This is a genomic window from Brevundimonas sp. (genome assembly GCF_029946145.1).
Classification (GTDB): domain Bacteria; phylum Pseudomonadota; class Alphaproteobacteria; order Caulobacterales; family Caulobacteraceae; genus Brevundimonas.
Map to the genome: position 1 here is coordinate 55,010 of NZ_JAQSDY010000021.1, position 20,501 is coordinate 75,510.

The 20,501-nt window shown below is 67.5% G+C and carries 19 protein-coding genes; 1 reads left to right on the forward strand and 18 read right to left on the reverse strand.

The features are described 5' to 3' along the window. Positions 1 to 10: 10 nt before the first annotated feature. The gene (gene gltA, locus PSV23_RS08810; protein ID WP_300467971.1) at positions 11 to 1,312 is read left to right on the forward strand and encodes a citrate synthase; all 1,302 of its coding nucleotides are present in this window, start codon (positions 11 to 13) and stop codon (positions 1,310 to 1,312) included. Positions 1,313 to 1,343: 31 nt separating this feature from the next. Here the strand turns inward: gltA and lpxB are convergent, their stop codons facing one another. The 18 genes from lpxB to PSV23_RS08900 all read right to left on the reverse strand — a co-directional run bounded on the left by lpxB (position 1,344) and on the right by PSV23_RS08900 (position 20,498). Further along, positions 1,344 to 2,516 carry a lipid-A-disaccharide synthase gene (gene lpxB / locus PSV23_RS08815; protein WP_300467973.1) on the reverse strand — a complete coding sequence of 391 codons (1,173 nt, stop codon included), beginning with the start codon at positions 2,514 to 2,516 and terminating at the stop codon, positions 1,344 to 1,346. Next, positions 2,513 to 3,355 (reverse strand): LpxI family protein, encoded by an 843-nt coding sequence (locus PSV23_RS08820; RefSeq protein ID WP_300467975.1) that lies wholly within the window; start codon positions 3,353 to 3,355, stop codon positions 2,513 to 2,515. The genes lpxB and PSV23_RS08820 overlap by 4 nt, the downstream gene beginning before the upstream one ends. After that, the gene (gene lpxA, locus PSV23_RS08825) at positions 3,352 to 4,140 is read right to left on the reverse strand and encodes an acyl-ACP--UDP-N-acetylglucosamine O-acyltransferase (RefSeq protein WP_300467977.1); all 789 of its coding nucleotides are present in this window, start codon (positions 4,138 to 4,140) and stop codon (positions 3,352 to 3,354) included. Before lpxA ends, PSV23_RS08820 begins: the two co-directional genes overlap by 4 nt. Continuing rightward, a complete protein-coding gene (gene fabZ / locus PSV23_RS08830) occupies positions 4,137 to 4,604 on the reverse strand; it encodes a 3-hydroxyacyl-ACP dehydratase FabZ (RefSeq protein ID WP_300467979.1) in 468 nt (155 codons plus the stop codon). Before fabZ ends, lpxA begins: the two co-directional genes overlap by 4 nt. 25 nt (positions 4,605 to 4,629) lie before the next feature. Continuing rightward, a complete protein-coding gene (gene lpxD, locus PSV23_RS08835; RefSeq protein WP_300467981.1) occupies positions 4,630 to 5,634 on the reverse strand; it encodes a UDP-3-O-(3-hydroxymyristoyl)glucosamine N-acyltransferase in 1,005 nt (334 codons plus the stop codon). Between the two features lie 7 nt (positions 5,635 to 5,641). Beyond that, entirely contained in the window at positions 5,642 to 6,223 is a 582-nt protein-coding gene (locus tag PSV23_RS08840) for an OmpH family outer membrane protein (RefSeq protein ID WP_300467982.1), read from the reverse strand. Between the two features lie 32 nt (positions 6,224 to 6,255). After that, positions 6,256 to 8,697, reverse strand: coding sequence for an outer membrane protein assembly factor BamA (gene bamA, locus PSV23_RS08845; protein ID WP_300467983.1), 2,442 nt, complete (start codon positions 8,695 to 8,697; stop codon positions 6,256 to 6,258). A gap of 32 nt (positions 8,698 to 8,729) precedes the next feature. After that, the gene (locus tag PSV23_RS08850; RefSeq protein WP_300467984.1) at positions 8,730 to 9,944 is read right to left on the reverse strand and encodes a M50 family metallopeptidase; all 1,215 of its coding nucleotides are present in this window, start codon (positions 9,942 to 9,944) and stop codon (positions 8,730 to 8,732) included. Between the two features lie 22 nt (positions 9,945 to 9,966). Beyond that, the gene (gene dxr, locus PSV23_RS08855; protein ID WP_300467985.1) at positions 9,967 to 11,163 is read right to left on the reverse strand and encodes a 1-deoxy-D-xylulose-5-phosphate reductoisomerase; all 1,197 of its coding nucleotides are present in this window, start codon (positions 11,161 to 11,163) and stop codon (positions 9,967 to 9,969) included. Next, a complete protein-coding gene (locus PSV23_RS08860; protein ID WP_300467986.1) occupies positions 11,160 to 11,975 on the reverse strand; it encodes a phosphatidate cytidylyltransferase in 816 nt (271 codons plus the stop codon). The genes dxr and PSV23_RS08860 overlap by 4 nt, the downstream gene beginning before the upstream one ends. Then, positions 11,975 to 12,739, reverse strand: a complete 765-nt coding sequence (gene uppS / locus PSV23_RS08865; RefSeq protein WP_300467988.1) for a polyprenyl diphosphate synthase — start codon at positions 12,737 to 12,739, stop codon at positions 11,975 to 11,977. Before uppS ends, PSV23_RS08860 begins: the two co-directional genes overlap by 1 nt. Before the next feature lie 29 nt (positions 12,740 to 12,768). Further along, on the reverse strand, positions 12,769 to 13,326 hold the full coding sequence (gene frr / locus PSV23_RS08870; RefSeq protein ID WP_300467990.1) for a ribosome recycling factor: 558 nt from the start codon (positions 13,324 to 13,326) through the stop codon (positions 12,769 to 12,771). 35 nt (positions 13,327 to 13,361) lie between these two features. Continuing rightward, positions 13,362 to 14,102 carry a UMP kinase gene (gene pyrH / locus PSV23_RS08875; protein ID WP_300467992.1) on the reverse strand — a complete coding sequence of 247 codons (741 nt, stop codon included), beginning with the start codon at positions 14,100 to 14,102 and terminating at the stop codon, positions 13,362 to 13,364. Between the two features lie 74 nt (positions 14,103 to 14,176). After that, positions 14,177 to 15,850 carry a ribonuclease J gene (locus PSV23_RS08880; protein WP_300467994.1) on the reverse strand — a complete coding sequence of 558 codons (1,674 nt, stop codon included), beginning with the start codon at positions 15,848 to 15,850 and terminating at the stop codon, positions 14,177 to 14,179. Next, on the reverse strand, positions 15,847 to 16,629 hold the full coding sequence (locus tag PSV23_RS08885) for a type III pantothenate kinase (protein WP_300467996.1): 783 nt from the start codon (positions 16,627 to 16,629) through the stop codon (positions 15,847 to 15,849). Before PSV23_RS08885 ends, PSV23_RS08880 begins: the two co-directional genes overlap by 4 nt. Before the next feature lie 181 nt (positions 16,630 to 16,810). Then, positions 16,811 to 17,560: a biotin--[acetyl-CoA-carboxylase] ligase gene (locus PSV23_RS08890; RefSeq protein WP_300467998.1), complete on the reverse strand. Its 750-nt coding sequence runs from the start codon at positions 17,558 to 17,560 to the stop codon at positions 16,811 to 16,813. 6 nt (positions 17,561 to 17,566) lie between these two features. After that, complete coding sequence (gene nuoN, locus PSV23_RS08895) at positions 17,567 to 19,012, reverse strand: NADH-quinone oxidoreductase subunit NuoN (protein WP_300468000.1); 1,446 nt, start codon at positions 19,010 to 19,012, stop codon at positions 17,567 to 17,569. 7 nt (positions 19,013 to 19,019) lie between these two features. Continuing rightward, positions 19,020 to 20,498 carry an NADH-quinone oxidoreductase subunit M gene (locus PSV23_RS08900; protein ID WP_300468188.1) on the reverse strand — a complete coding sequence of 493 codons (1,479 nt, stop codon included), beginning with the start codon at positions 20,496 to 20,498 and terminating at the stop codon, positions 19,020 to 19,022. Between the last annotated feature and the right edge of the window lie 3 nt (positions 20,499 to 20,501).

The following is a 20,501-nucleotide window of genomic DNA, read 5'->3' on the forward strand; positions in this document are numbered from 1 at the left end:
AGGGGCTGCAATGACTGAACAAGCCAAACCCGCCGGCACGGCGACCCTCACCTTCCGCGACAAGAGTGTCGAGCTTCCCGTCCTGTCTGGTTCCACCGGCCCCGACGTGATCGACATCCGCAAGCTGTACGGCGCGACCGAAGCCTTCACCTATGACCCGGGCTTTACCTCGACTGCCGCCTGCGAGAGCGCCCTGACCTTCATCGACGGCGATGTCGGCACCCTGCTGCACCGCGGCTATCCGATCGACCAGCTGGCCTCGAAATCGAATTTCGTCGAGGTCTGCCACCTGCTGCTGCACGGCGAACTGCCGACGGCCTCGGAATACGAGGCCTTCGAGCGCAACATCACCATGCACACGATGCTGCACTCGCAGTTCGACCGCTTCTTCGAAGGCTTCCGCCGCGACGCCCACCCGATGGCGATCATGGTCGGCACGGTCGGCGCCCTGTCGGCCTTCTATCACGACAGCCTGGACATCCATGATCCGGTCCAGCGCAACATCTCGGCCATCCGTCTGATCGCCAAGATGCCGACCCTGGCCGCGCGGGCCTATAAATATCACATCGGCCAGCCGTTCATCTCGCCGCGCAACGATCTGACCTACGCCGAGAATTTCCTGCGCATGTGCTTCGCCGTTCCGGCCGAGGACTATGTGGTCAATCCGGTGCTGGCCAGGGCCATGGACCGGATATTCATCCTGCACGCCGATCACGAGCAGAACGCCTCGACCTCGACCGTCCGCCTGGCCGGTTCGTCGGGCGCCAATCCGTTCGCCTGCATCGCCGCCGGCATCGCCTGCCTGTGGGGCCCGTCGCACGGGGGCGCCAATGAAGAGGCGCTGAACATGCTCAAGGAGATCGGCACCCCGGACAGGATCCCTGAATTCATCGAGGGCGTGAAGGCCAAGAAGTACAAGCTGATGGGCTTCGGCCACCGCGTGTACAAAAACTACGATCCGCGCGCCAAGGTGATGAAGGAGAGCGCCGACGAGGTGCTGGCCGCCGTCGGCGATCCCAACGATCCGCTGTTCCAGGTCGCCAAGGAGCTGGAGCGGATCGCCCTGAACGACGAATATTTCATCGAGCGAAAACTGTTCCCGAACGTCGACTTCTATTCGGGCATCACCCTGTCGGCGATGGGCTTCCCGACCTCGATGTTCACCGTACTGTTCTCGCTGGCCCGCACCGTCGGCTGGATCGCCCAGTGGCAGGAAATGATGGCCGACCCTGGCCAGAAGATCGGCCGCCCGCGCCAGCTCTACACGGGCCCGACCGAACGGGATTACGTGCCGATCCAGAAGCGCGGCTAAGCCGCAAGTCCGCAGACAGAAACGCCGGGGCTCAGGCCCCGGCGTTTTTCGTGGCGATGACCCGCAGGACCGCGTCCGCGGCGATCTCGGACGGGTCGCGCCCCTCCCGCCCCATCAGATCCAGCGCCGCTGTCTGCCGCTCCACCTGCACCCGCCGCGCCTCGGGATCCGCCAGCAGCCGGCCGACCTCCGTCGCCGCCGACTCCGGCGTGGCGTCCGTCTGGATCAGTTCGCGCGCGATCTCGGCGTCGGCGGCGTGGTTGAACAGGGTCGCGTACTTGCCGGTGAAGAACGGTTTCATGATCGCATAGCTGAGCGGCTGGAAACGGTAGGCGATGACCATCGGCGCACCCGCCAGCGCCAGTTCGGTCGAGACCGTGCCGCTGGTGGCCAGGGCGACCGTAGCGGCTCGCATGGCGGCGTATTTCTCGCTCTCCGGTACCAGATGAGCCCGGAACGGCCATCCCGCCACCTGTCCGGCGACATCGTTGGCGACGGTCCCCGCCGCGACGACCGCGACCTCCAGCGACGGATCGGCCGCCTTGAGCCGCGCCACGGCGGCCTCGTAGACGGGCGTCATCAGCCGGATCTCGGACGGCCGGCTGCCGGGCAGGACCAGCAGCAGGTTCGCTTCGGGCGCCATCCCCCGCGACCTGCGGAACGCCGCCGGGTCCGCGTTCCCGAAATCGACATGCAGCGCCTGCGATCCCACCACCGTGGTCGGCAGCCCCTCCCGCTCGAACCACGGAGCATCAAAGGCGTAGAGCGCCAGCAGGTGATCCACCGACGCCGCCAGGGTCTTCGCCCGGCCTGGCCGGGACGCCCAGACCTGCGGGCCGACGTATTTGATCAGGGGAACCCCCGGCAGCGCCGCCTTCAGCGCCTTGGCGACGCGGATGGTGAACCCCCAACTATCGATCAGGACCACGGCGTCGGGCTTTTCAGCGACCGCGAGCGCGACCGTGTCGGTCACCCGGCGTCTGACCACGCCATAGGCCTTCAACCCCTCGAGCCAGCCAAGGATGGACAGCTCGGCGATGTCGAACGGGCTATGCACTCCCTGCTCGGCCATCCGGGGGCCGCCGACGCCGACGAAGGCGACGTCGGCGGCCAATCGCGCCCTCAGCGCCTCGGCCAGGCCGGCGCCCAGCGCGTCCCCGGACGCCTCGCCGGCCACCAGCATGATCTTCAACGGCCGGCTCATTCGCCGCCCTCGCCCCAGACGAAAAGGCCCAGCCGGTCGGCCGCCTCCACGATGGCGGCGTGATCGATCAGGATCAGCTTGCCGGCGATCCCGCCGACGCCCGCCAGTCCCGCCGCGGCCGCCAGTTCGACGGTGCGCGCGCCCATCACCGGCATGTCGACCCGCAGGTCCTGGATCGGTTTGGGCGCCTTGCCCAACGCCCCCTTGCGGTCGCCGGCCGAGCCGCGCAGGTCCGCCGGCAGGGCGGCGACCCGGGCCAGCATGGCGTCCGTTCCCTCCTGCGCCTCAACAGCCAGAACCAGGCCGTCACACACGACAGCGCCCTGACCTATATCAAGTTCGCCTGCCTTTTCCGCGACATGAAGCGCTTTCCTTAGATCGGAAAGCTGTTCCGGAGAGGGCTGAACGGCCCCCAGCGCGCCGCCGGGCAATGTCTCGCCGCCCAGAATGTCGTCCGCGCCCTCGATGGCGTAGCCCTCGTTTTCGAACACCGACAGGATCTTGCGCAGCAGGGCGTCGTCGCCCTTGCTGGCCGCCGCCACGATGCCAGGCAGCAGGGTCGCTCCCTTGAAGTCCGGCTTCAGGTTCTTGAAGTCCGGCCGGTTCACCGTCCCGGCGAAGGTCACCGCCGCGCAGCCCGCCTTCCTCAGCGCCGAGAGCACCTTGCCGATCTCAGCCATGCCCGCCTCGATGCCGGGATAGCGCGCCAGATGCGGATCGGCGAAGCCGGTCAACCGCACCACGAACACCGGCCGCCCTTCGGCCTCACACCGGGCCGCCACCGCGACGGGCAGGGCCCCGCCCCCCGCGATCAGGCCCAGTTTTCCCGGACCGCTCATTCGCCCGGCAGGCAAAGGGGCCGTTTGCCGTCCTCGCGGATGAAGGCCGTGATCTCCATGATCTCGGGCAGGTCGGCGTATGCGTGCTCGACCGCGTCCAGCCGCTCGGCGAAGGTCCCGCCGCCCTCGAACAGATCGCGATAGGCGGCCAGCAGACGGCGGATCGCCGTCTTGTCATAGCCCTTCCGCTTCAGCCCGATCAGGTTCAAGCCGTGCAGTTGCGCGTGATTGCCCCAGGCCGAGCCATAAGGGATCACATCGCGCGTCACCGCCGCCAGACCGCCGACGATGGCGCCCTGCCCTACCCGGCCGTTCTGGTGCACGGCGGCCAGACCGCCGAGGAAGACTTTCGAGCCGATGCGCGCGTGCCCGCCCAGGGTGGCGTTGTTGGCCATCACCACATTGTCCCCGACGACGCAGTCGTGGCCGACGTGGGCGCCGGTCATGAACAGGCCATTGGAGCCGACGCGGGTCACCCCCGCGCCCTGCGGCGTGCCGCGGTTGAAGGTCGAGTGTTCGCGGATGCTGTTGTCGGTCCCGATCTCCAGCCGGACCGTTTCGCCCTTGTAGCCAGTGTGCTGGGGGTCGCCGCCGATGACGCAGAAGGGATGGATCACGGTCCGGGCGCCCACCGTTGTGTCCTGCTGGATCACCGCATGACTGACCAGACGGACATCGGGCTCCAGCACCACGCCCGGGCCGACGATGCACCAGGGGCCGATCTCGACGCCGTCCGCGATCCGGGCGCCGGCGTCGACGACGGCCGTGGCGTGGATGCGGCTCACGGGCTCACCGGCTTGTCGATGGTGACCATCATGGCGGCGAAGTCCGCCTCCGAGGCCAGCTTGCCGTCGATGAAGGTCTCGCCGCGGAATTTGAAGATGTCGCCGCGTATCTTCGTGACCACCACCTGCATGCGCAGCTGGTCGCCGGGACGCGCCGGCTTGCGGAAGCGCACGCCGTCGATCGACATGAACATGATCACCTTGCCCTCGACCTGCACATCCATCGACTTGGACATCAGCAGGGCGCCTGTCTGGGCCATGGCCTCGACGATCATCACGCCGGGCATGACGGGATCGATGGGGAAGTGACCGGGAAAATAGGGCTCGTTGTGGGAGACGTTCTTGATGCCGGTGATCGAGGTGTTGCGGACGAAATCCTCCGCCTTGTCGATCAGCAGGAAAGGATAGCGGTGGGGCAGCCGCCGCATCACCTCGGCGTAATCGATCTTCCCGTCGTCACTCATCCTGCGGCCTTCCTCGCCGTGGGCGCTAGGAACGCGCCTTTCCGGACGCCTGTTTGGCGAGCCAGATCGTTTCACGCAAGAACTGTCGGATCGGCTTGGCCGGATAGCCTGACCAGGTCTCGCCCGCGGGAATGTCCGCCAGCACGCCGGCGCCCGCCGCGACGCGGGCCCCTTCGCCGATCCTGATATGGTCGCCGATCCCCGCCTTGCCGCCGAAGATGACGTTGTCGCCGACGATGACCGAACCCGAGATGCCGGTGTTGGCCGCCATCAGGCAGTTGCGGCCGATGACGCAGTTGTGGCCGATCATGACCAGATTATCGATCTTGGTGTTCTCGCCGATGACCGTGTCGTCATAGGCGCCGCGGTCGATGCAGGAGTTGGCGCCGACGGTGACGCCGTCCTGCAGGACCACCCGGCCCAGCTGGGGAATGTCGACCGGACCCGCCTTCGATCCCGCCGCGCCGAAGCCCTGTTCGCCGATCCGGGCGCCCGAATAGATCTTCACCCGGTCGCCGACCAGGGCGAAGCCGATCGTAACATTCGAGCCGATCTGGCAGTCGCGACCGATCTGGACGCCCGGTCCGATGACGGTGTTGGCGCCGATCCTCGATCCCCGTCCGATCAGAACGCCCCTGCCGACAACCACCCCGGGTTCGAAGATGACGGAAGAATCCTCGGCGGCTACATCCTGATTGGCGGCGACGTCCAGCGGCACGGGCCGGTGAAGCAACGCCGACGCTCGCGCCCAGGAAGCCTGGGCTTCACCGGACACGATCACGGCCGCGCCGGCCGGTGCAAATTCGACCGCGCTCGCGGGCACGATGACGCAGCCCGCGCGGGTCCCGGTCAGGGCTGCCTGGAATTTGCGGTCGCCGAGGAAGGCGACATCGGTCGGCCCCGCCGAAGCCAGGGGCGCGACGGCGGAGACCTGACGGTCTCCGCCATTTTGCACTTCGCCTCCGATCCGCCCGGCCAGCTCTGCGACGCTGAGCGCCGGCAGGCTGTCGAAGAAGCGCGGATCTGGCATGGCGTCCCTACTGGGCGGGAGCCTGGGCCGGCACCGGGCTGCGGTTGAAGCTCAACGACGGCAAGGCGGTGTTCAGGCGCTGCATGACCACGTCGGTAATGTCCATCGCCGGATTGGAGATGTAGACGGCCGAACGGTCCAGCAGCAGGCCGCAGCCGCGCTCCTGATAGACGGCGACCAGGATCGGGTCGGCGGCCTGGGCGATGGCGCGGACCTGCAGGCCCTGGGTGTACTGCAGCTCCTGCTGACGGGTCTGCTCCAGCTGCTGGGCCTCCTGGGCGCGCTGCTGCAGCGCCTGGCGGCGCGTGCCCTGGGGGTCGGCGGCGGCCCCGCCCTGTTGCAGGGCCTGGGCTTCAGTCTGGATCGCAGCGGCATAGGGCTGGAGTTCGCCCTGGACCTCGGTGATCAGGCGCTGCATGCCGGCCTGCACCGACTGGCCCGCGGTGGACTGGGCCAGCATGCGGTCGTTGTGGAAGACGCAGACGCCGGCGATCACCGGGCCGGGGTTGGCGGGAGCCTGGGCCTGGGCGGCGGCTGAGCCGGCGGCCAGGGAAGCAAGCGCGAAGGCGCCGAGAGCGAACAGTTTCATCTTTAACCTTTGAGCGGGACTCGGTCCCGCAGTCAGAACTGGGTTGAGGTCGAGAAGCGGAACGTTTCTGTCTTGTCGTATTCTTCCTTGCCGATGATCTGGCTCAGGTCGAAGCGGATCGGGCCCATGGGCGAGCGCCAGTGAATGCTGACGCCGGCCGATGCACGCAGCTTGAGTTCATCAACGATGTTGGGATCCGGATTGCCCAGCGAATTCACCGTATAGCGGTCATCCAGGACGCCCAGCGTCCCCACATCGGCGAACAGGGATGTCCGGATGCCGTATTGTTCCGGCAGATAGTTGGGCACGGTCATTTCCAGCGTGCCGATGGCGTAGAAATTACCGCCCAGCGCGTCGGTGGTCCTCAGGTCGCGGGGACCCAGACCGGCCGTTTCGAAGCCGCGGAAGCTGTTGCCGCCCTTGAAGAAGCGGTCATTGATGCGGATGGGATCGCCACCCCAGCCCGAGATATAGCCGGTCGAGGCCGTGGCCGTGACGATCCACTCGGGGGTGATGCCCCAATAGGCCGACACATCTGCTTCGGTCTTGGTGTAGTTCACGTCGCCGCCGATGCCGGCGAAGTCCTGGCGGAAGGATCCTGTCCAGCCGCGGGTCGGCCGGACGGGATCGTTCCGCCGATCAACCAGCAGGGTGAAGCCGGCCGAGGAGTTCAGGAACGAGCCAACCTGATCGCACAGAGCCGTCGAACCCTGTCCGTTGGCCGCGCAATAGCCGGTCGGCACGATGATCTCGTCGCTCTTGAGGAAGTAGCGCGTGCTCAGCAGCGTATAGCCGTTCAAGGGGTAGGACAGGCGCACGCCGCCACCGGTCGAGCGATAGTCGTAGGACGAATATTCGCTGAGATCGTAGCGCGAGTGGAAGGCGTCGAAGCCGGCCCGCAGATCGCGGCCGAGGAATTTCGGCTCGGTGAAGCGGAAGTCGACCTGCTGGCGCAGCGAGCCCCATTCCAGACGGGCCACGACGTTCTGGCCCCGGCCGCGGAAGTTGCGCTCGGTGATACCCAGGTTGACGACGAAGGAGTCGACCGAGCTGAAGCCCGCGCCGACCGACAGCTCGCCTGTCGGCTGTTCCGTGACCGTGACGTTGATGACCGATCGGTCGGGGGCCGAACCGCGCGCCTCCTCGACCGTGACGTCCTTGAAGAAGCCCAGGGCCCGCAGGTTGTTGCGCGAGCGCTCCTGGAGGGTCCGGTTGAAGGCGTCGCCCTCGGTCAGCATCATCTCGCGGCGGATGACGTTGTCCAGGGTGCGGGTGTTGCCGATGATGTTGATCCGGTCGACGTAGACGCGCTGGCCTTCCTTGACGTTGAAGGTCACGTCGACCGTGTCGGTGTCGGGATTGGCGCGATAGGTCGGCTCGATCTCGACGAAAGCGTAGCCGGCCGAGCCAGCCGCGAACGTCAGGGCGTCGACCGCCGTTTCGATCTTGTCGCTCTCGTACAGATCGCCCGGCCGGATCGGCAGCAGCATCTTGAGGAAGTCGGGGTTCAGCCGGTCGTTCTCGGTGACGACCTCGACCGTGCCGAAATTATAGCGGTCGCCCTCGTCCACCGTCAGGGTGATGCCGAAGGCGCCGTCGTCGGGTGAAAGTTCCGAAATCGCCGACAGGACCCGGAAGTCGTAATAGCCGCGGTTGGTGTAGAATTTCCGCAGCTGTTCGCGGTCGTAGTCCAGCCGGTTCGGGTCGTAGTTGTCGTTGGTCGTGAACAGGCGGTACCAGGCCGATTCCTGGGTCACCATCACACCGCGCAGATCATTGTCCGAGAAGGCGGTGTTGCCGAGGAAGGTGATGGCGCGCACGCCGGTTTCCGGGCCCTCATCGATCTCGAAGACCACGTCGACGCGGTTCTGTTCCAGCTGGACGATCTTGGGCGTCACGGTCGCCGAAATACGGCCCGACAGGCGGTACAGCTCGACGATCTTGCCGACGTCCTCCTGGATCCGGGCGCGGGTGTAGATGCCGCGCGGCTTCAGGGTGACTTCCTCGGTCAGCTTGTCTTCGCTGATGGCGCCGTTCCCCTCGAACACCACCTGGTTGATGATCGGGTTTTCGACGATCTCGACGACCAGGTCGCCGTTGGGCTGCACGCCCAGCTGGACATCGGCGAACAGCTGGGTGCGGGTCAGGGTGCGGACGGCGACGTCCAGGATCGAAGGATCGACCGTGTCGCCCGGCTGGATCGGCAGATAGGACAGGACCGTGGTCTGGTCGATGCGCTGGTTGCCGCGCACGAGAATCCGGTTGATCAGGATTCGCTCGTCCTGGGGGGGCGCGGCCTGGGGCGCCGGAGCAGCCTGGGGCGCCGGAGCGGCCTCGACCGGCGCGCCGGGCTGGACGGCCGGAGCGGTCTGGGCCAGCGCAGGGCCGGCCAGACCGGCCGCGACCGCAAGGGCCAGCAGGCTCGGGCTCAGGCTCCGGGCGAAACGAAGGGTGGCTGCGTCTTGTCGGATCATGCGGGGAACCATCGGGGGCTGGCGTCGGCTCGTCATGCGAGCCCGCCGAGGAATTTGAACAGGCTCAGCTTTTGCAAGTCGTTCCAGGTGGCGAACAACATCAATCCCGCCAGCAAAGCAAGGCCGACGCGATAGCCCACCTCCTGAACGCGGGCGGGGACTGGCCTGCGTGCCACAGCTTCATAAGCGTAGAACAGCAGGTGGCCCCCATCCAGAACCGGAATCGGCAGCAGATTAACAATGCCAATTCCGATCGAAACTATGGCGGCGAACTGAAGAAACGTCAGGGCCAGGTTCGCGGCCATGTAGCCGGGGTCGGGATTCGCAGCCACCGCCTGACGGGTGACCCCGCCGGCCGCCTTGGCGATTCCCAGCGGCCCGTTCAGCAGATCGCCTGATTCCTTGCCGGTGAAGATGCGGCCGATGTAGGTGCCGGTCGTCGCGACCGTGTCGCCGATGGTGTCCGCGCCCTTGGCGGCGGCCTGCAGCGGGTTCAGACGGCGGAATTTGAAGTCCTGCGCCAGCGGGGCCATCTCCAGCCCGATCCGGGCGATGCGCACCCGCCCGGCCAGTTCGTCGTCCTCCATCCGCCGTTCAGGCGTGGCCGTCAGCGTCACCAGCTGTCCGCCTCGATCGACCGTGAAGCGCAGCGGGTCGCCGGCGCTCATGATGACGATGCGGGTGACCTCGGCCCCTTCGAGGACCGGCTGGCCGTTCACGGCGACGATCAGGTCGCGCGGCTGGAACCCCGCCGCGGCCGCCGGCGTGTCGGGCGCGACCCGGGCCACGCGGGGCGCGACGATCCGCTCGCCCACCACGCTGAACAGGATGGTGAACAGCACGATGGCCAGAAGGAAGTTGGCCGCGGGGCCGGCCGCGACGATCAGGGCGCGCTGCCAGATCGGCTTGAAATGGAAATAGTCGCGCTCGGCCCCGGCGCCGTTCTCGGCGATGAGGCGCTGGCGCAGTTCGGCCAGACCGGCCTGGTCGGGCACGCTGGACGCATCCAGATCGCCCGCGAATTTGACGTATCCGCCCAACGGCAGCCAGGCCAGACGCCATTCCGTTCCGCGTTTGTCGGTTTTTGCGACGATGGTTCTGCCGAAGCCGATCGAGAAACGGTCGATCTTCACCCCGAACGCGCGCGCGACGAGGAAATGGCCCAGCTCATGGATGGTGACGATGAACGTCAGCACCAGCAGGAAGGGTACGATGTAGAGCAGCGTCTGGCTGAGAAAGCCCGTCATGCCGGTAAGGGTCCCTCCGCCGTCAGGCTGCCGCCGCGATGCCCTGGATGATCGATTCCGCCATCCGCCGCGCCTGCGCATCGACCTGAAGGGCCGCGTCGCATGCATCGTCGGAACAGGAAACCGCCCCCGGGGCCGTCACGCGCGACAAGGTGTCGGCGACGACTGCGGCAATATTGAGAAAGCCCAACCGACGGTCAAGAAACGCAAGGGCCGCGACCTCGTTGGCGGCGTTGAACACGGTGGGCGCCGCCCCTCCCGCCTGCAGCGCCTGCCGGGCCAGTTTCAAGGCCGGGAACCGGTCCTCGTCGGGAGCCTGGAACGTCAGCCGGCCCAGCGCCGCCAGATCCAGCCTCGGCGCATTCCATGCGATGCGGTCCGGCCAGGCCAGGGCGTAGGCGATCGGCGTCTTCATGTCCGGCGGCCCCATCTGGGCCAGGGTCGAGCCGTCGACGTATTCGACCATGCTGTGAATGATCGACTCGGGATGGACGACGACCTCGATCCGCTCGGCGGGCATGTCGAACAGATAGGCCGCCTCGATGGCCTCCAGCCCCTTGTTGGCCATGGTGGCGCTGTCGACCGAGATCTTGGCTCCCATGCTCCAGTTGGGATGGGCCACGGCCTGTTCGGGCGTGATGGCGCCCAGGGTGTCGCGCTTCATGGTGCGGAACGGTCCGCCCGACGCGGTCAGCACCAGTTTCGCCACCCGTTCGGGCGCCTCGTGCGGAAACACCTGATGGATGGCCGAATGCTCCGAATCCACCGGGATCAGGCGCCCGCCCGACTGACGCACCCGCTGGATCAGCGCCGGACCGCAGCAGACCAGGCTTTCCTTGTTCGCCAGCGCCAGGGTCGCCCCGGTCGCGGCGGCCGCCCAGGCCGAGCGTAGCCCCGCCGCCCCGACGATGGCCGCCATGATCCAGTCCGCCGGCCGCGTCGCCGCCTCGATGATGGCTTCGTCGCCGCCCGCCGCCTCGACGCCTGTTCCGGCCAGAGCGTCGCGCAGGTCCTGCAATCGGGCCGGATCCGCCGTCACCGCGAGGATCGGCTTCCAGCGCCGGGCCTGTTCGGCCAGCCGGGCGATATTGGCCCCGCCGGTCAGGGCGACAACCTCGAAGGCGCCCGTTCCGGCGGTTTCGATCTGGTCCATCAGGTCCAGCGTGGAACAGCCGACCGATCCGGTCGAACCCAGCACCGTGACGCGCCGCCGGATCACGCCCCGCCCCCGAACAGGCCGACCAGCAACCGCCCGCAGGCCACCACCACCACCGCGAACATCAGCCCGTCGACCCGGTCCAGCAGGCCGCCGTGGCCCGGGATCAGCTTGCCCGCGTCCTTGACGCCATAACGCCGCTTCAGCGCCGATTCCCACAGGTCGCCGGCCATGGTGGCCAGCGCCGCCGCGAACCCCAGCAGCGCGCCCCAGGCCGGATTGATCCCCATGTCGAGGAAGGCCGCCAGCACGGCGCCGGCGACGGTGCCCGCCGCCAGACCGCCGATGAATCCGGACCATGTCTTGTTGGGCGAGAAGCGCGGCCACAGCTTGGGTCCGCCCACCAGGCTGCCGACCAGATAGGCCATGATGTCCGAGGCCCAGGCGATGGCGAAGGCCGAGACCGTCCAGGCCAGGCCCGACTGGCTGTCGACGTCGCGCAGCCAGATCAGCAGCACCGCCGGCCAGCCGAGGTAAAGCACCCCATAGGCCGCATCCAGCGCCTCCTGCCCGCGGTTGCGCGCGAACAGTCCGGCGGCCACGGCCCCGAAGACCAGCATCACCAATGCGAGGGACAGCTGCTGGGCATGGGCCGCCACGACCCCGGCGACCAGGCCAAAGGCGACGGCCCCGGCCATGACGCGCCACGCCTTTGCGGCGCTCATCGTCGCCCATTCGACCGCCAGCAGCGCGCAGGCCGCCAGCATCAGTCCCAGGAACCACAGGCCGCCGGCCCATATGGCCAGAACGGCGGCGGGAGCCAGCACGATGGCCGAAGCGGCCCTGAGGCCAATGTCGCCCGCCTTGACCGCCATCAGCCGGCCGCGAGGGCGGGCGCCGCGCTCGGCGTGGCCCGGCCGCCGAAACGCCGGTCCCTGTTGCGATATTGCTCGACCACGTCCGCCAGGGCGGCGGGGCCGTAATCGGGCCAGAGCACGTTCTGGTAGACCAGCTCGGCGTAGGCGGCCTCCCAAAGCAGGAAGTTCGACAGCCGCTGCTCTCCGGAGGTGCGTACGATCACATCCACCGGCGGCGCGCCTGCGGTGGCCAGCCCCCGACCCAGGGTTTCCTCGTCCAGCGGACCCGTCGCCTCTCCGGCCAGCACCCGGTCTACATAACGTTGCGCGGCGTCGACGATGTCGGCCCGGCCGCCGTAGTTGAAGGCGACCTGAAGGACGAATTTGTCATTGTGCGCCGTGGTCGCCTCGGCGCGCTCGATGATGGCGGCGATATCGGCGGGCAGGCCTGTCCGGCGCCCCAGCACCCTAACCCTTACGCCCTCGCGCTCCAGCCGTTTCAGATCGCTGGCCACATAGGACCGCACCAGCCCCATCAGGTCGGAGACTTCCTCCGCCGGGCGGCGCCAGTTCTCGGTCGAAAAGCCGAACACGGTCAGGCAGGTGATGCCCAGCGCCGGTGCGGCCTGGACGGTGCGTTTCAGCGCCTGAACGCCCTCGCGATGGCCCATGGCCCGCGGCAGGCCGCGCGCCTCGGCCCAGCGCCCGTTGCCGTCCATGATCAGGGCGACGTGGCGCGGCCCGTCAGTCGGCGCGGCGGGATGAGAAGGGTTGGCGGGCATCGGCGCTTATCCTACGGCAATTCGCGCCGTCAAACCTGCATGATCTCAACTTCCTTGGCCCGAAGGGCCTCGTCGATGCGCTTGATCGCCGCGTCCGTGTCCTTCTGGACCTCGGTCTCCATCTTCTTCTGCTCGTCCTGGCTGATCTCGCCGGCCTTCTCGGCCTTCTTCAGGTCCTCGTTGGCGTCGCGACGGACGTTGCGAACGGCGATCTTCTGCTGCTCGGTGTATTTGCCCGCCAGCTTGGCCAGGTCCTTGCGGCGCTCCTCGGTCAGAGGCGGCACCGGGATGCGCAGCGTCTGGCCGTCGACGATCGGGTTCAGGCCCAGGCCGGCGGCGCGAATGGCCTTCTCGACCGGCCCCACCATGGTCTTGTCCCAGACGTTGACCGAGATCATGCGCGGCTCGGGCACGCTGATGGCGGCGACCGAGTTCAGCGGGGCGTTGGAGCCGTAGGCCTGGACCTGCACGGGATCCAGCAGGCCGACGTTGGCGCGGCCGGTGCGCAGGCCGTTGAACTCTTCCTTCAGCGCGGACACGGACTTGTCCATCCGCTCGCGGTAGGTCTTCAGATCAGGCTTGGCCATGGTCGTTTCTCTCGCGTTTTCTTGGCTTTGGCGGCTCAGGCGGCTTTTTTGGACGAGATGACCGTAAAGGTCCCCTCCCCCGTCAACGTCCGACGCAACGAATTGTCTTCCCGGATCGAGAAGACCACGATCGGAATGCCCGAGTCACGCATCAGGGCGATGGCCGAGGCGTCCATGACCTTCAGGTCTTTCGCCAGCACATCATGATAGGTCAGGGTCTCGTACCGCGTCGCGGTCGGATCCTTCTTGGGGTCGGCGGTGTAGACGCCGTCCACGCTGGTGCCCTTCAACAGGGCGTCGCAGCCCATCTCGGCGGCCCGCAAGGCGGCGCCCGAGTCGGTGGTGAAGAAGGGCGCGCCCACGCCGGCGGCGAAGATCACGACCCGGCCCTTTTCGAGGTGGCGCAGGGCCCGGCGGCGCACATAGGGCTCGGCCACGGCGTTCATGGTCAGGGCGCTCTGAACCCGGGTCTGGACGCCGATCTTCTCCAGCGCCGCCTGCATGGCCAGGGCGTTCATCACCGTCGCCAGCATGCCCATATAGTCGGCCGTGGCGCGCTCCATGTCGCCGGCGGCCTTGCTCAGCCCGCGGAAGATGTTGCCGCCGCCGATGACGAGGCAGATCTCGACGCCTTCGCGCGCCACATTGGCGACGGCCTGGGCCACGGTCGCCACCGTCTTCTGGTCGATGCCATAGGCTTGATCGCCCATCAGCACCTCGCCCGAGACCTTCAGCAGGACGCGCTTGTAGAGAAACTCGGGCGGGGCGTCGGGCATGGGGCGGTCCTGGGCGGCGGATTCGGCTCCTTATAGGAAGCGAACCCGCCGGTTCAAAGGCCTGACTGCCCGGATTACATCCGCAGAATGATCGTCTCGACGATCGGCCGCCGGTCCCAGATCTGCTGGCTGGCCTTCTTCAAAGCACGCGAGACGGCCTGTTCGATGACCATCTCGTCCTCCAGCGCCGCGCCTTTCAGCTTGTTAACGGCCTGTTCGGCGCGCTCGGCCAGATCGTCAAGCGCGTCGCCCAGCGGCGATTGCGCGTCGCCCGGCAGGCCGATGGCCCGCACGTCGATGTCGCTGACGATCTTGCCGCGCTTGTCCATGGCGAAGCTGACGATCAGCACGCCGTTGGTCGAGGCGTGACGCCGCTCATGAAGGGCCTCGCCCTGTTCGGTGACCAGACGCCCGCCGTCGACGTACAGCCGGCCGCTCGGCACCTCGTCGATGATGGCGGCGGGCCCGGGGGCCAGGCGGACCATGTCGCCGTTGCGCGGCGTGACCGTCTCCGGCACGCCCATGTCCCTGGCCAGATTGGCGTGCTCGGCCAGGTGGCGCCGCATGCCGTGGGTCGGCACAGCGATCTTCGGCCGGGCCCAGGCGTACATCTGGCGCAGCTCCTCACGGCACGGGTGGCCCGAGACGTGGATGCCGGGGTGGTCCTTCTCGGTGTAGATACGCACGCCGCGGTCGGTCAGCTTGTCCTGCAGGCGGCCGATCGACAGTTCGTTGCCCGGGATGACCCGCGAGGAGAACAGGCAGTGATCGCCCTTGCTCAGCTTGATGTAGGGATGGGTGCCCTCGGCCACGCGGGACAGGGCCGCCCTCGCCTCGCCCTGGCTCCCCGTACACAGGTACAGGATCTCGTCGGCCGGCCAGACGCGGGCCTCCTGTTCCGACAGGAAGGGCTTGAGATCGCTCATCATGCCGACGGACTTGGCCGCCGAGGTGATGCGGTGCATCGAGCGCCCGGCCAGGGACACGCGCCGCCCGGCCGCTTCCGCCGCCCGGATCACGCTGTCCATCCGCGCCACGTTCGAGGCGAAACAGCCGACCGCGATCCGGCCCTTCAGCCCGCCGATCAACTCGGCCAGGGCGTCGCGCACCCCGCCCTCGGAACCCGCCGATCCCTCGACGAAGACATTGGTCGAATCGCAGACCATGGCCAGGACGCCCTCGTCACCCAGGCGGGTGATGGCGCCGGCGTCGGTGACCTGGCCGATGATGGGATCGTCGTCGATCTTCCAGTCGCCGGTGTGCAGCACCGTCCCCAGCGGCGTCTTGATGGCCAGGCCGTTGGGCTCGGCGATCGAGTGGGTCATGGTGACGAAGGTGACGTCGAACTTGCCCAGATTGATCGTCCCGCCGAGCGGAACCTCGATCAGCTGGACCTGATCCAGGATGCCGGCCTCTCGTAGCTTCTCGCGGATCAGGAAGGCGGTGAAGGGCGTGGCGTACAGCGGCGCCTTCATCCGGCTCCACAGCCAGCCCAGGGCGCCGATATGGTCCTCGTGCGCGTGGGTCAGGACGATGCCGCGGATCGTCTCGCCTTCCAGGAAGGCCGGATCGGGCACGATCACGTCCACGCCGGGCGTCGACAGATCGCCGAAGGTCACGCCCACGTCGACCACGATCCACTCGCGGTTCGCTTCGGGGCCGTAGCCGTACAGGTTCAGGTTCATACCGATTTCGCCCGACCCGCCCAGCGGCAGGAAGACGAACTCGTCGTTGGTTTGCTTTTTCATACGTCCTTAGAGTGGGTATTCCGCCGCCAGATTTCGAGCAGGCCGCGGATAGTGAGGTCCGGATCAAACCGGTCGATGGATTCTGTGGCGCCTTCGAACAGCGAGGCGACGCCGCCGGTGCCGATGACGGTCATGGGCTTTCCCCACTCCGCCTTTATGCGCGCGACCAGGCCTTCGATCAGGGCGACATAGCCCCAGAAGACGCCCGACTGCATGTTGGAGACCGTGTCCTTGCCGATCACGCGGTCGGGCTTCTGGATGGCGATGCGGGGCAACATTGCGGCGGCCTCGTGCAAGGCCTGCAGCGACAGGTTGATGCCGGGCGCGATCACGCCGCCCTCGAAAGCCCCGTCAGCGGCAATGACGTCGAACGTCGTCGCCGTGCCGCTGTCGATGACGATCAGGTCGCCGGGGTACATCAGATGGGCCCCGATGGCGTTGACCAGCCGGTCGGCGCCCGCCTCGCTCGGCTTGGTGATCCGCGCCGTCATGCCCAGGTCGACATTGTCGCCGATGACCAGCGGCTCGACCGACAGATAGCGGCGCGACAGGTTGCGCAGGTTGAAGATCGACTGGGGTACGACGCTGGATATGATGCAGCCGTCCAGCTGGGCGATGGCCAGACCGCGCATCGACAGCAGCTGGCTCAGCCAGACGGCGTATTCGTCCGCCGTGCGGCTGGCCTCGGTCGCCGTGCGCCACTGGGCGATCCACTCGGCCCCGTCGTGCACCGCGAACAGCGTATTGGTGTTGCCCTGCTCGATCGCCAGCAGCATCAAAGTGTCCCTTCTTCTCCCCTTCCCCTCGAGGGGGAAGGGGTCGGGGGATGGGGTGAACGCACGAACGGCGCCCGCAAGGACCGCGAGACTCCATTGGAGTCTCCGGAATGGAACAGGAGGCAGCCTGCCTCCACCCCACCCAACCCTCCCCCTCGAGGGGAGGGCTTTGTGCGGGGAAATATCACGCCGCCTCCCCGAAAAAGACGTCGCCCGCTGAAATCAGCCGCAAACTTCCATCGGCGAGCCGAAGCCTGAGCGCGCCGTCGGGCGCCACGCCCTCGGCCCGGCCCTCGACGGTCTCGCGCCCCAGCCGCGCCACGGCGGGCCCGTCCAGCCCCGGCGTCCGCGCCCGCCAGGCGTCGAGAACCGGCTGGAAGCCCAGCGTCTCCCAGCGATCCATCCACACCGCGAAGGCTTCGGACAGCACGGCGGCGGCGGCCTCGATCGACGGCGGCGCCAGCACGTCGCCGCGCAGATGGTGGACCAACGCCGTCGCCGGCCGTTCGGTCCCCGCCGGCGCGTGCACCAGATTGACTCCGATACCGACCGCCAGCCACAGGCCGCCGCTCTCATGCGCCCCGGATTCGACCAGCACGCCGGATGCCTTCTCGCCCGCCAGCATCACGTCATTGGGCCATTTGATCGTCACCAGCGATGGCGGCGCATACGTATCCAGCAGGTCGGCGATGGCAAGGGCGGCCACGAAGGTCACCTGCGCCGCTTCGGCCGGCGGCTTGCGCGTCAGTTGCAACAGGGTGGCGAACAGGTTGCCGCCCTCGCTGGCCCATTCGCGCCCGCGCCGTCCGCGTCCGGCCGTCTGGCGGCGGGCGACGATCCACAGCGGTCCCGCCTCACCGGCCTCGGCGCGGCGACGGGCGTCCGCATTGGTGGAGTCGGTCTCTTCCAGCAGCAGGATCGGAGCGGCGGGCATGGCGCCCTATCCGGCTCCGAATCCGACGGCGGCGGCGCGGCTCAGCGGCTCGATCCACGTCAGACCGACGATCACCAGCGGGAAGGAGAAGGCCGCCGCGGCCCAGGCGATCGTCTTCGCCTCGATCGGCGCCTTGTCCATCGGCTCGACGCCCTCGGGCGCCTTGTCGAACCACATCAGCTTGATGACGCGCAGATAGTAGAAGCCGGCCACGACCGAGGCCACCAGACCGGCGGCGCCGACCATCCAGTAGCCCGCATCCGCGGCCGCGCCGAAGACGTAGAACTTGCCCCAGAAGCCCGAGAATGGCGGCATGCCCAGAACGGACAGCGACAGCACCGTCAGGGCGATGGTCGTCACCGGCCGGTCCTTTCGCAGCCCGGCCAGGTCGGAGATCGTCCGGATCGGCCGCCCGCCGCGCGACAGCGACAGCAGGATGGCGAAGAAGCCGAACTGGTCGATCACATACAGGGTCATGAACACCAGCATGGCCTGGATGCCCAGGGTCGTGCCTGCGGCGATGCCCAGCAGGGCGTAGCCGATGTTGGCGATCGACGAATAGGCCAGCAGCCGCTGGAAGTCCTTCTGCACCAGACCGCCGAACGCGCCCACGGCGAACGAGATCAGCGAGATCAGGATCAGCACCTGGGCCCACTGGTCATGCGACCCGGCGAAAGCGCCCTCCAGCGTCCGCGCGATCAGCACCATGGCCGCGACCTTGGGCGCCGTGGCGAACAGGGCCACGACGGGGGTCGGCGCGCCTTCGTAGACGTCGGGCGTCCACATGTGGAACGGCGCGGCCGAAACCTTGAAGGCCAGGCCGCAGATCAGGAACACCAGGCCGAAGATCAGGCCCGTCGATTGATTGGCCGCGGCATAGGCGGCGATCTCGTCGAACCGCATCGAGCCGGTGAAGCCGTAGATCAGGCTCGCGCCGTACAGCAGCAGGCCCGACGACAGGGCCCCCAGCACGAAATACTTCAGCCCCGCCTCCGACGCCCTCAGATTGTCGCGGTGGAAGGCGGCCAGCACATAGAGGGCCAGCGAATGCAGCTCGATGCCGATGTACAGCGAGATCAGGTCGCCCGACGACGCCATCATCCCCATGCCGGCCGAGGCCAGCACGATCAGGATCGGATATTCGAACCGCGCGATCTTCTCACGGTGCATCCAGCCGCCGCCCAGCACGATGGCCACGGCGCTGGACAGGAAGATCAGCGCCTTGCCGTAGACGGCCAGCGGATCGGCCACATAGGCGCCATTGAAGGCCTGCCCCAGCGGGCCGGTCACGGTCACCGCCGTGGCGGCGACCAGCAGGGCCACCGACAGGATCGACACCAGCCGGGCGCTCTTCTCGCCCATGAAGGCGCCGAGCATCAGCAGCGCCAGACCGCCGACGGCGAGCGTGCTCTCCGGGGCGGACAGGCGCAGGGCGAATTCCAGATCAGGCATCATCGTCTCACCCGCCGATCGCAAGTTGATAGGCGGAAGTCAGGGCCTCGACCGAGGCGGCGGTGTAATCCAGCACCAGACCGGGCTGCACGCCCAGCCACAGGGTGCCGATGATCAGCGGCGCGAAGATCAGCAGCTCGCGCCTGTCGACGTCGGTGATCGCCTTCATCGCCGGATTGGTGATCTCGCCGAACATGACGTTCCGGTACAGTGTCAGGGCGTAAACCGCCGAGAAGATCACGCCCGAGGCCGCGACCAGCGCCGTCCAGGTCGAGACGCCATAGACGCCCGTCATGGTCAGGATCTCGCCGATGAAGCCCGAGGTCCCCGGCAGGCCGACATTGGCCATGGTGAACAGCAGGAAGATGGCCGCGAACCATGGCATCCGCGCGGTCAGGCCGCCGTAGAGGGCGATCTCGCGGGTGTGCATCCGGTCATAGACCACGCCGACGCAGAGGAAGAGCGCGCCCGAGATCAGGCCGTGGCTCAGCATCTGGAACACCGCCCCCTGCACGCCCAGGGCGTTGCCGGCGAAGATGCCCATGGTCACGAAACCCATGTGCGCCACCGACGAATAGGCGATCAGCTTCTTCATGTCGGTCTGCCGGAAGGCGACCAGCGAGGTGTAGACGATGGCGACGGCCGACAGCACGAACACCAGCGGCGCGAACATCCTCGACGCGTCGGGGAACATGGGCAGGTTGAACAGGATGAAGCCGTAGCCGCCCAGCTTCAGCAGGATGCCGGCCAGGATGACCGAACCCGCCGTCGGCGCCTGCACGTGGGCGTCGGGCAGCCAGGTGTGCACCGGCCACATCGGCATCTTGACCGCGAAGCTGGCGAAGAAGGCGAGCCAGAGCAGCGGCTGCGCCGCCGGGCTGAAGGCGTATTCCTTGAGCGCGGGGATGCTGGTGGTGCCGGTCTCGGCCGCCATCCACAGCATGGCCAGCAGCATCAGCACCGAGCCCAGCAGGGTGTAGAGGAAGAATTTGTACGAGGCGTAGATCCGGTTCGCCCCGCCCCACACGCCGATGATGATGAACATCGGCACCAGGGTGCCTTCGAAGAAGATGTAGAACAGGAACAAGTCCAGCGAGGTGAACACCCCGATGACCAGAGTCTCCAGCACCAGGAATGCGATCATGTAATCGACCACCCGGTCCTTGATCGTGGTCCAGCTGGCCAGGATGCAGATCGGCATCAGGAAGGCGGTCAGCAGCACGAACAGGATCGAAATCCCGTCCACGCCCATGTGGTACTGGGCCGCGGCGAACCAGTCGTAACGCTCGACGAACTGATAGGCGGCGCTGGAGGGATCAAAGGTCGCGACCAGCACGGCGGAGACGGCCAGGGTGACGATCGTGGTCAGCAGGGCGATCCAGCGCGCCGCGCCGTCGGCCCGGCCCTTGTTGACCAGGCCGGCCAGCAGGATCAGTCCCGCGCCGACCAGCGGCAGGAAGGTGACGACGCTGAGGATGAAGGGGATCTG

Bases quoted from the DNA above. Each gene is read 5' to 3' on its own strand.
- PSV23_RS08860 (WP_300467986.1), bottom strand. From the start codon at position 11,975: ATGGCGGTCAAGGCGGGCGACATTGGCCTCAGGGCCGCTTCGGCCATC.
- lpxD (WP_300467981.1), bottom strand. From the start codon at position 5,634: ATGCCAGATCCGCGCTTCTTCGACAGCCTGCCGGCGCTCAGCGTCGCA.
- PSV23_RS08890 (WP_300467998.1), bottom strand. From the start codon at position 17,560: ATGCCCGCCGCTCCGATCCTGCTGCTGGAAGAGACCGACTCCACCAAT.
- frr (WP_300467990.1), bottom strand. From the start codon at position 13,326: ATGGCCAAGCCTGATCTGAAGACCTACCGCGAGCGGATGGACAAGTCC.
- lpxB (WP_300467973.1), bottom strand. From the start codon at position 2,516: ATGAGCCGGCCGTTGAAGATCATGCTGGTGGCCGGCGAGGCGTCCGGG.
- uppS (WP_300467988.1), bottom strand. From the start codon at position 12,739: ATGCCCGCCAACCCTTCTCATCCCGCCGCGCCGACTGACGGGCCGCGC.
- pyrH (WP_300467992.1), bottom strand. From the start codon at position 14,102: ATGCCCGACGCCCCGCCCGAGTTTCTCTACAAGCGCGTCCTGCTGAAG.
- PSV23_RS08840 (WP_300467982.1), bottom strand. From the start codon at position 6,223: ATGAAACTGTTCGCTCTCGGCGCCTTCGCGCTTGCTTCCCTGGCCGCC.
- PSV23_RS08820 (WP_300467975.1), bottom strand. From the start codon at position 3,355: ATGAGCGGTCCGGGAAAACTGGGCCTGATCGCGGGGGGCGGGGCCCTG.
- bamA (WP_300467983.1), bottom strand. From the start codon at position 8,697: ATGATCCGACAAGACGCAGCCACCCTTCGTTTCGCCCGGAGCCTGAGC.
- nuoN (WP_300468000.1), bottom strand. From the start codon at position 19,012: ATGCCTGATCTGGAATTCGCCCTGCGCCTGTCCGCCCCGGAGAGCACG.
- PSV23_RS08880 (WP_300467994.1), bottom strand. From the start codon at position 15,850: ATGAAAAAGCAAACCAACGACGAGTTCGTCTTCCTGCCGCTGGGCGGG.
- PSV23_RS08850 (WP_300467984.1), bottom strand. From the start codon at position 9,944: ATGACGGGCTTTCTCAGCCAGACGCTGCTCTACATCGTACCCTTCCTG.
- fabZ (WP_300467979.1), bottom strand. From the start codon at position 4,604: ATGAGTGACGACGGGAAGATCGATTACGCCGAGGTGATGCGGCGGCTG.
- gltA (WP_300467971.1), top strand. From the start codon at position 11: ATGACTGAACAAGCCAAACCCGCCGGCACGGCGACCCTCACCTTCCGC.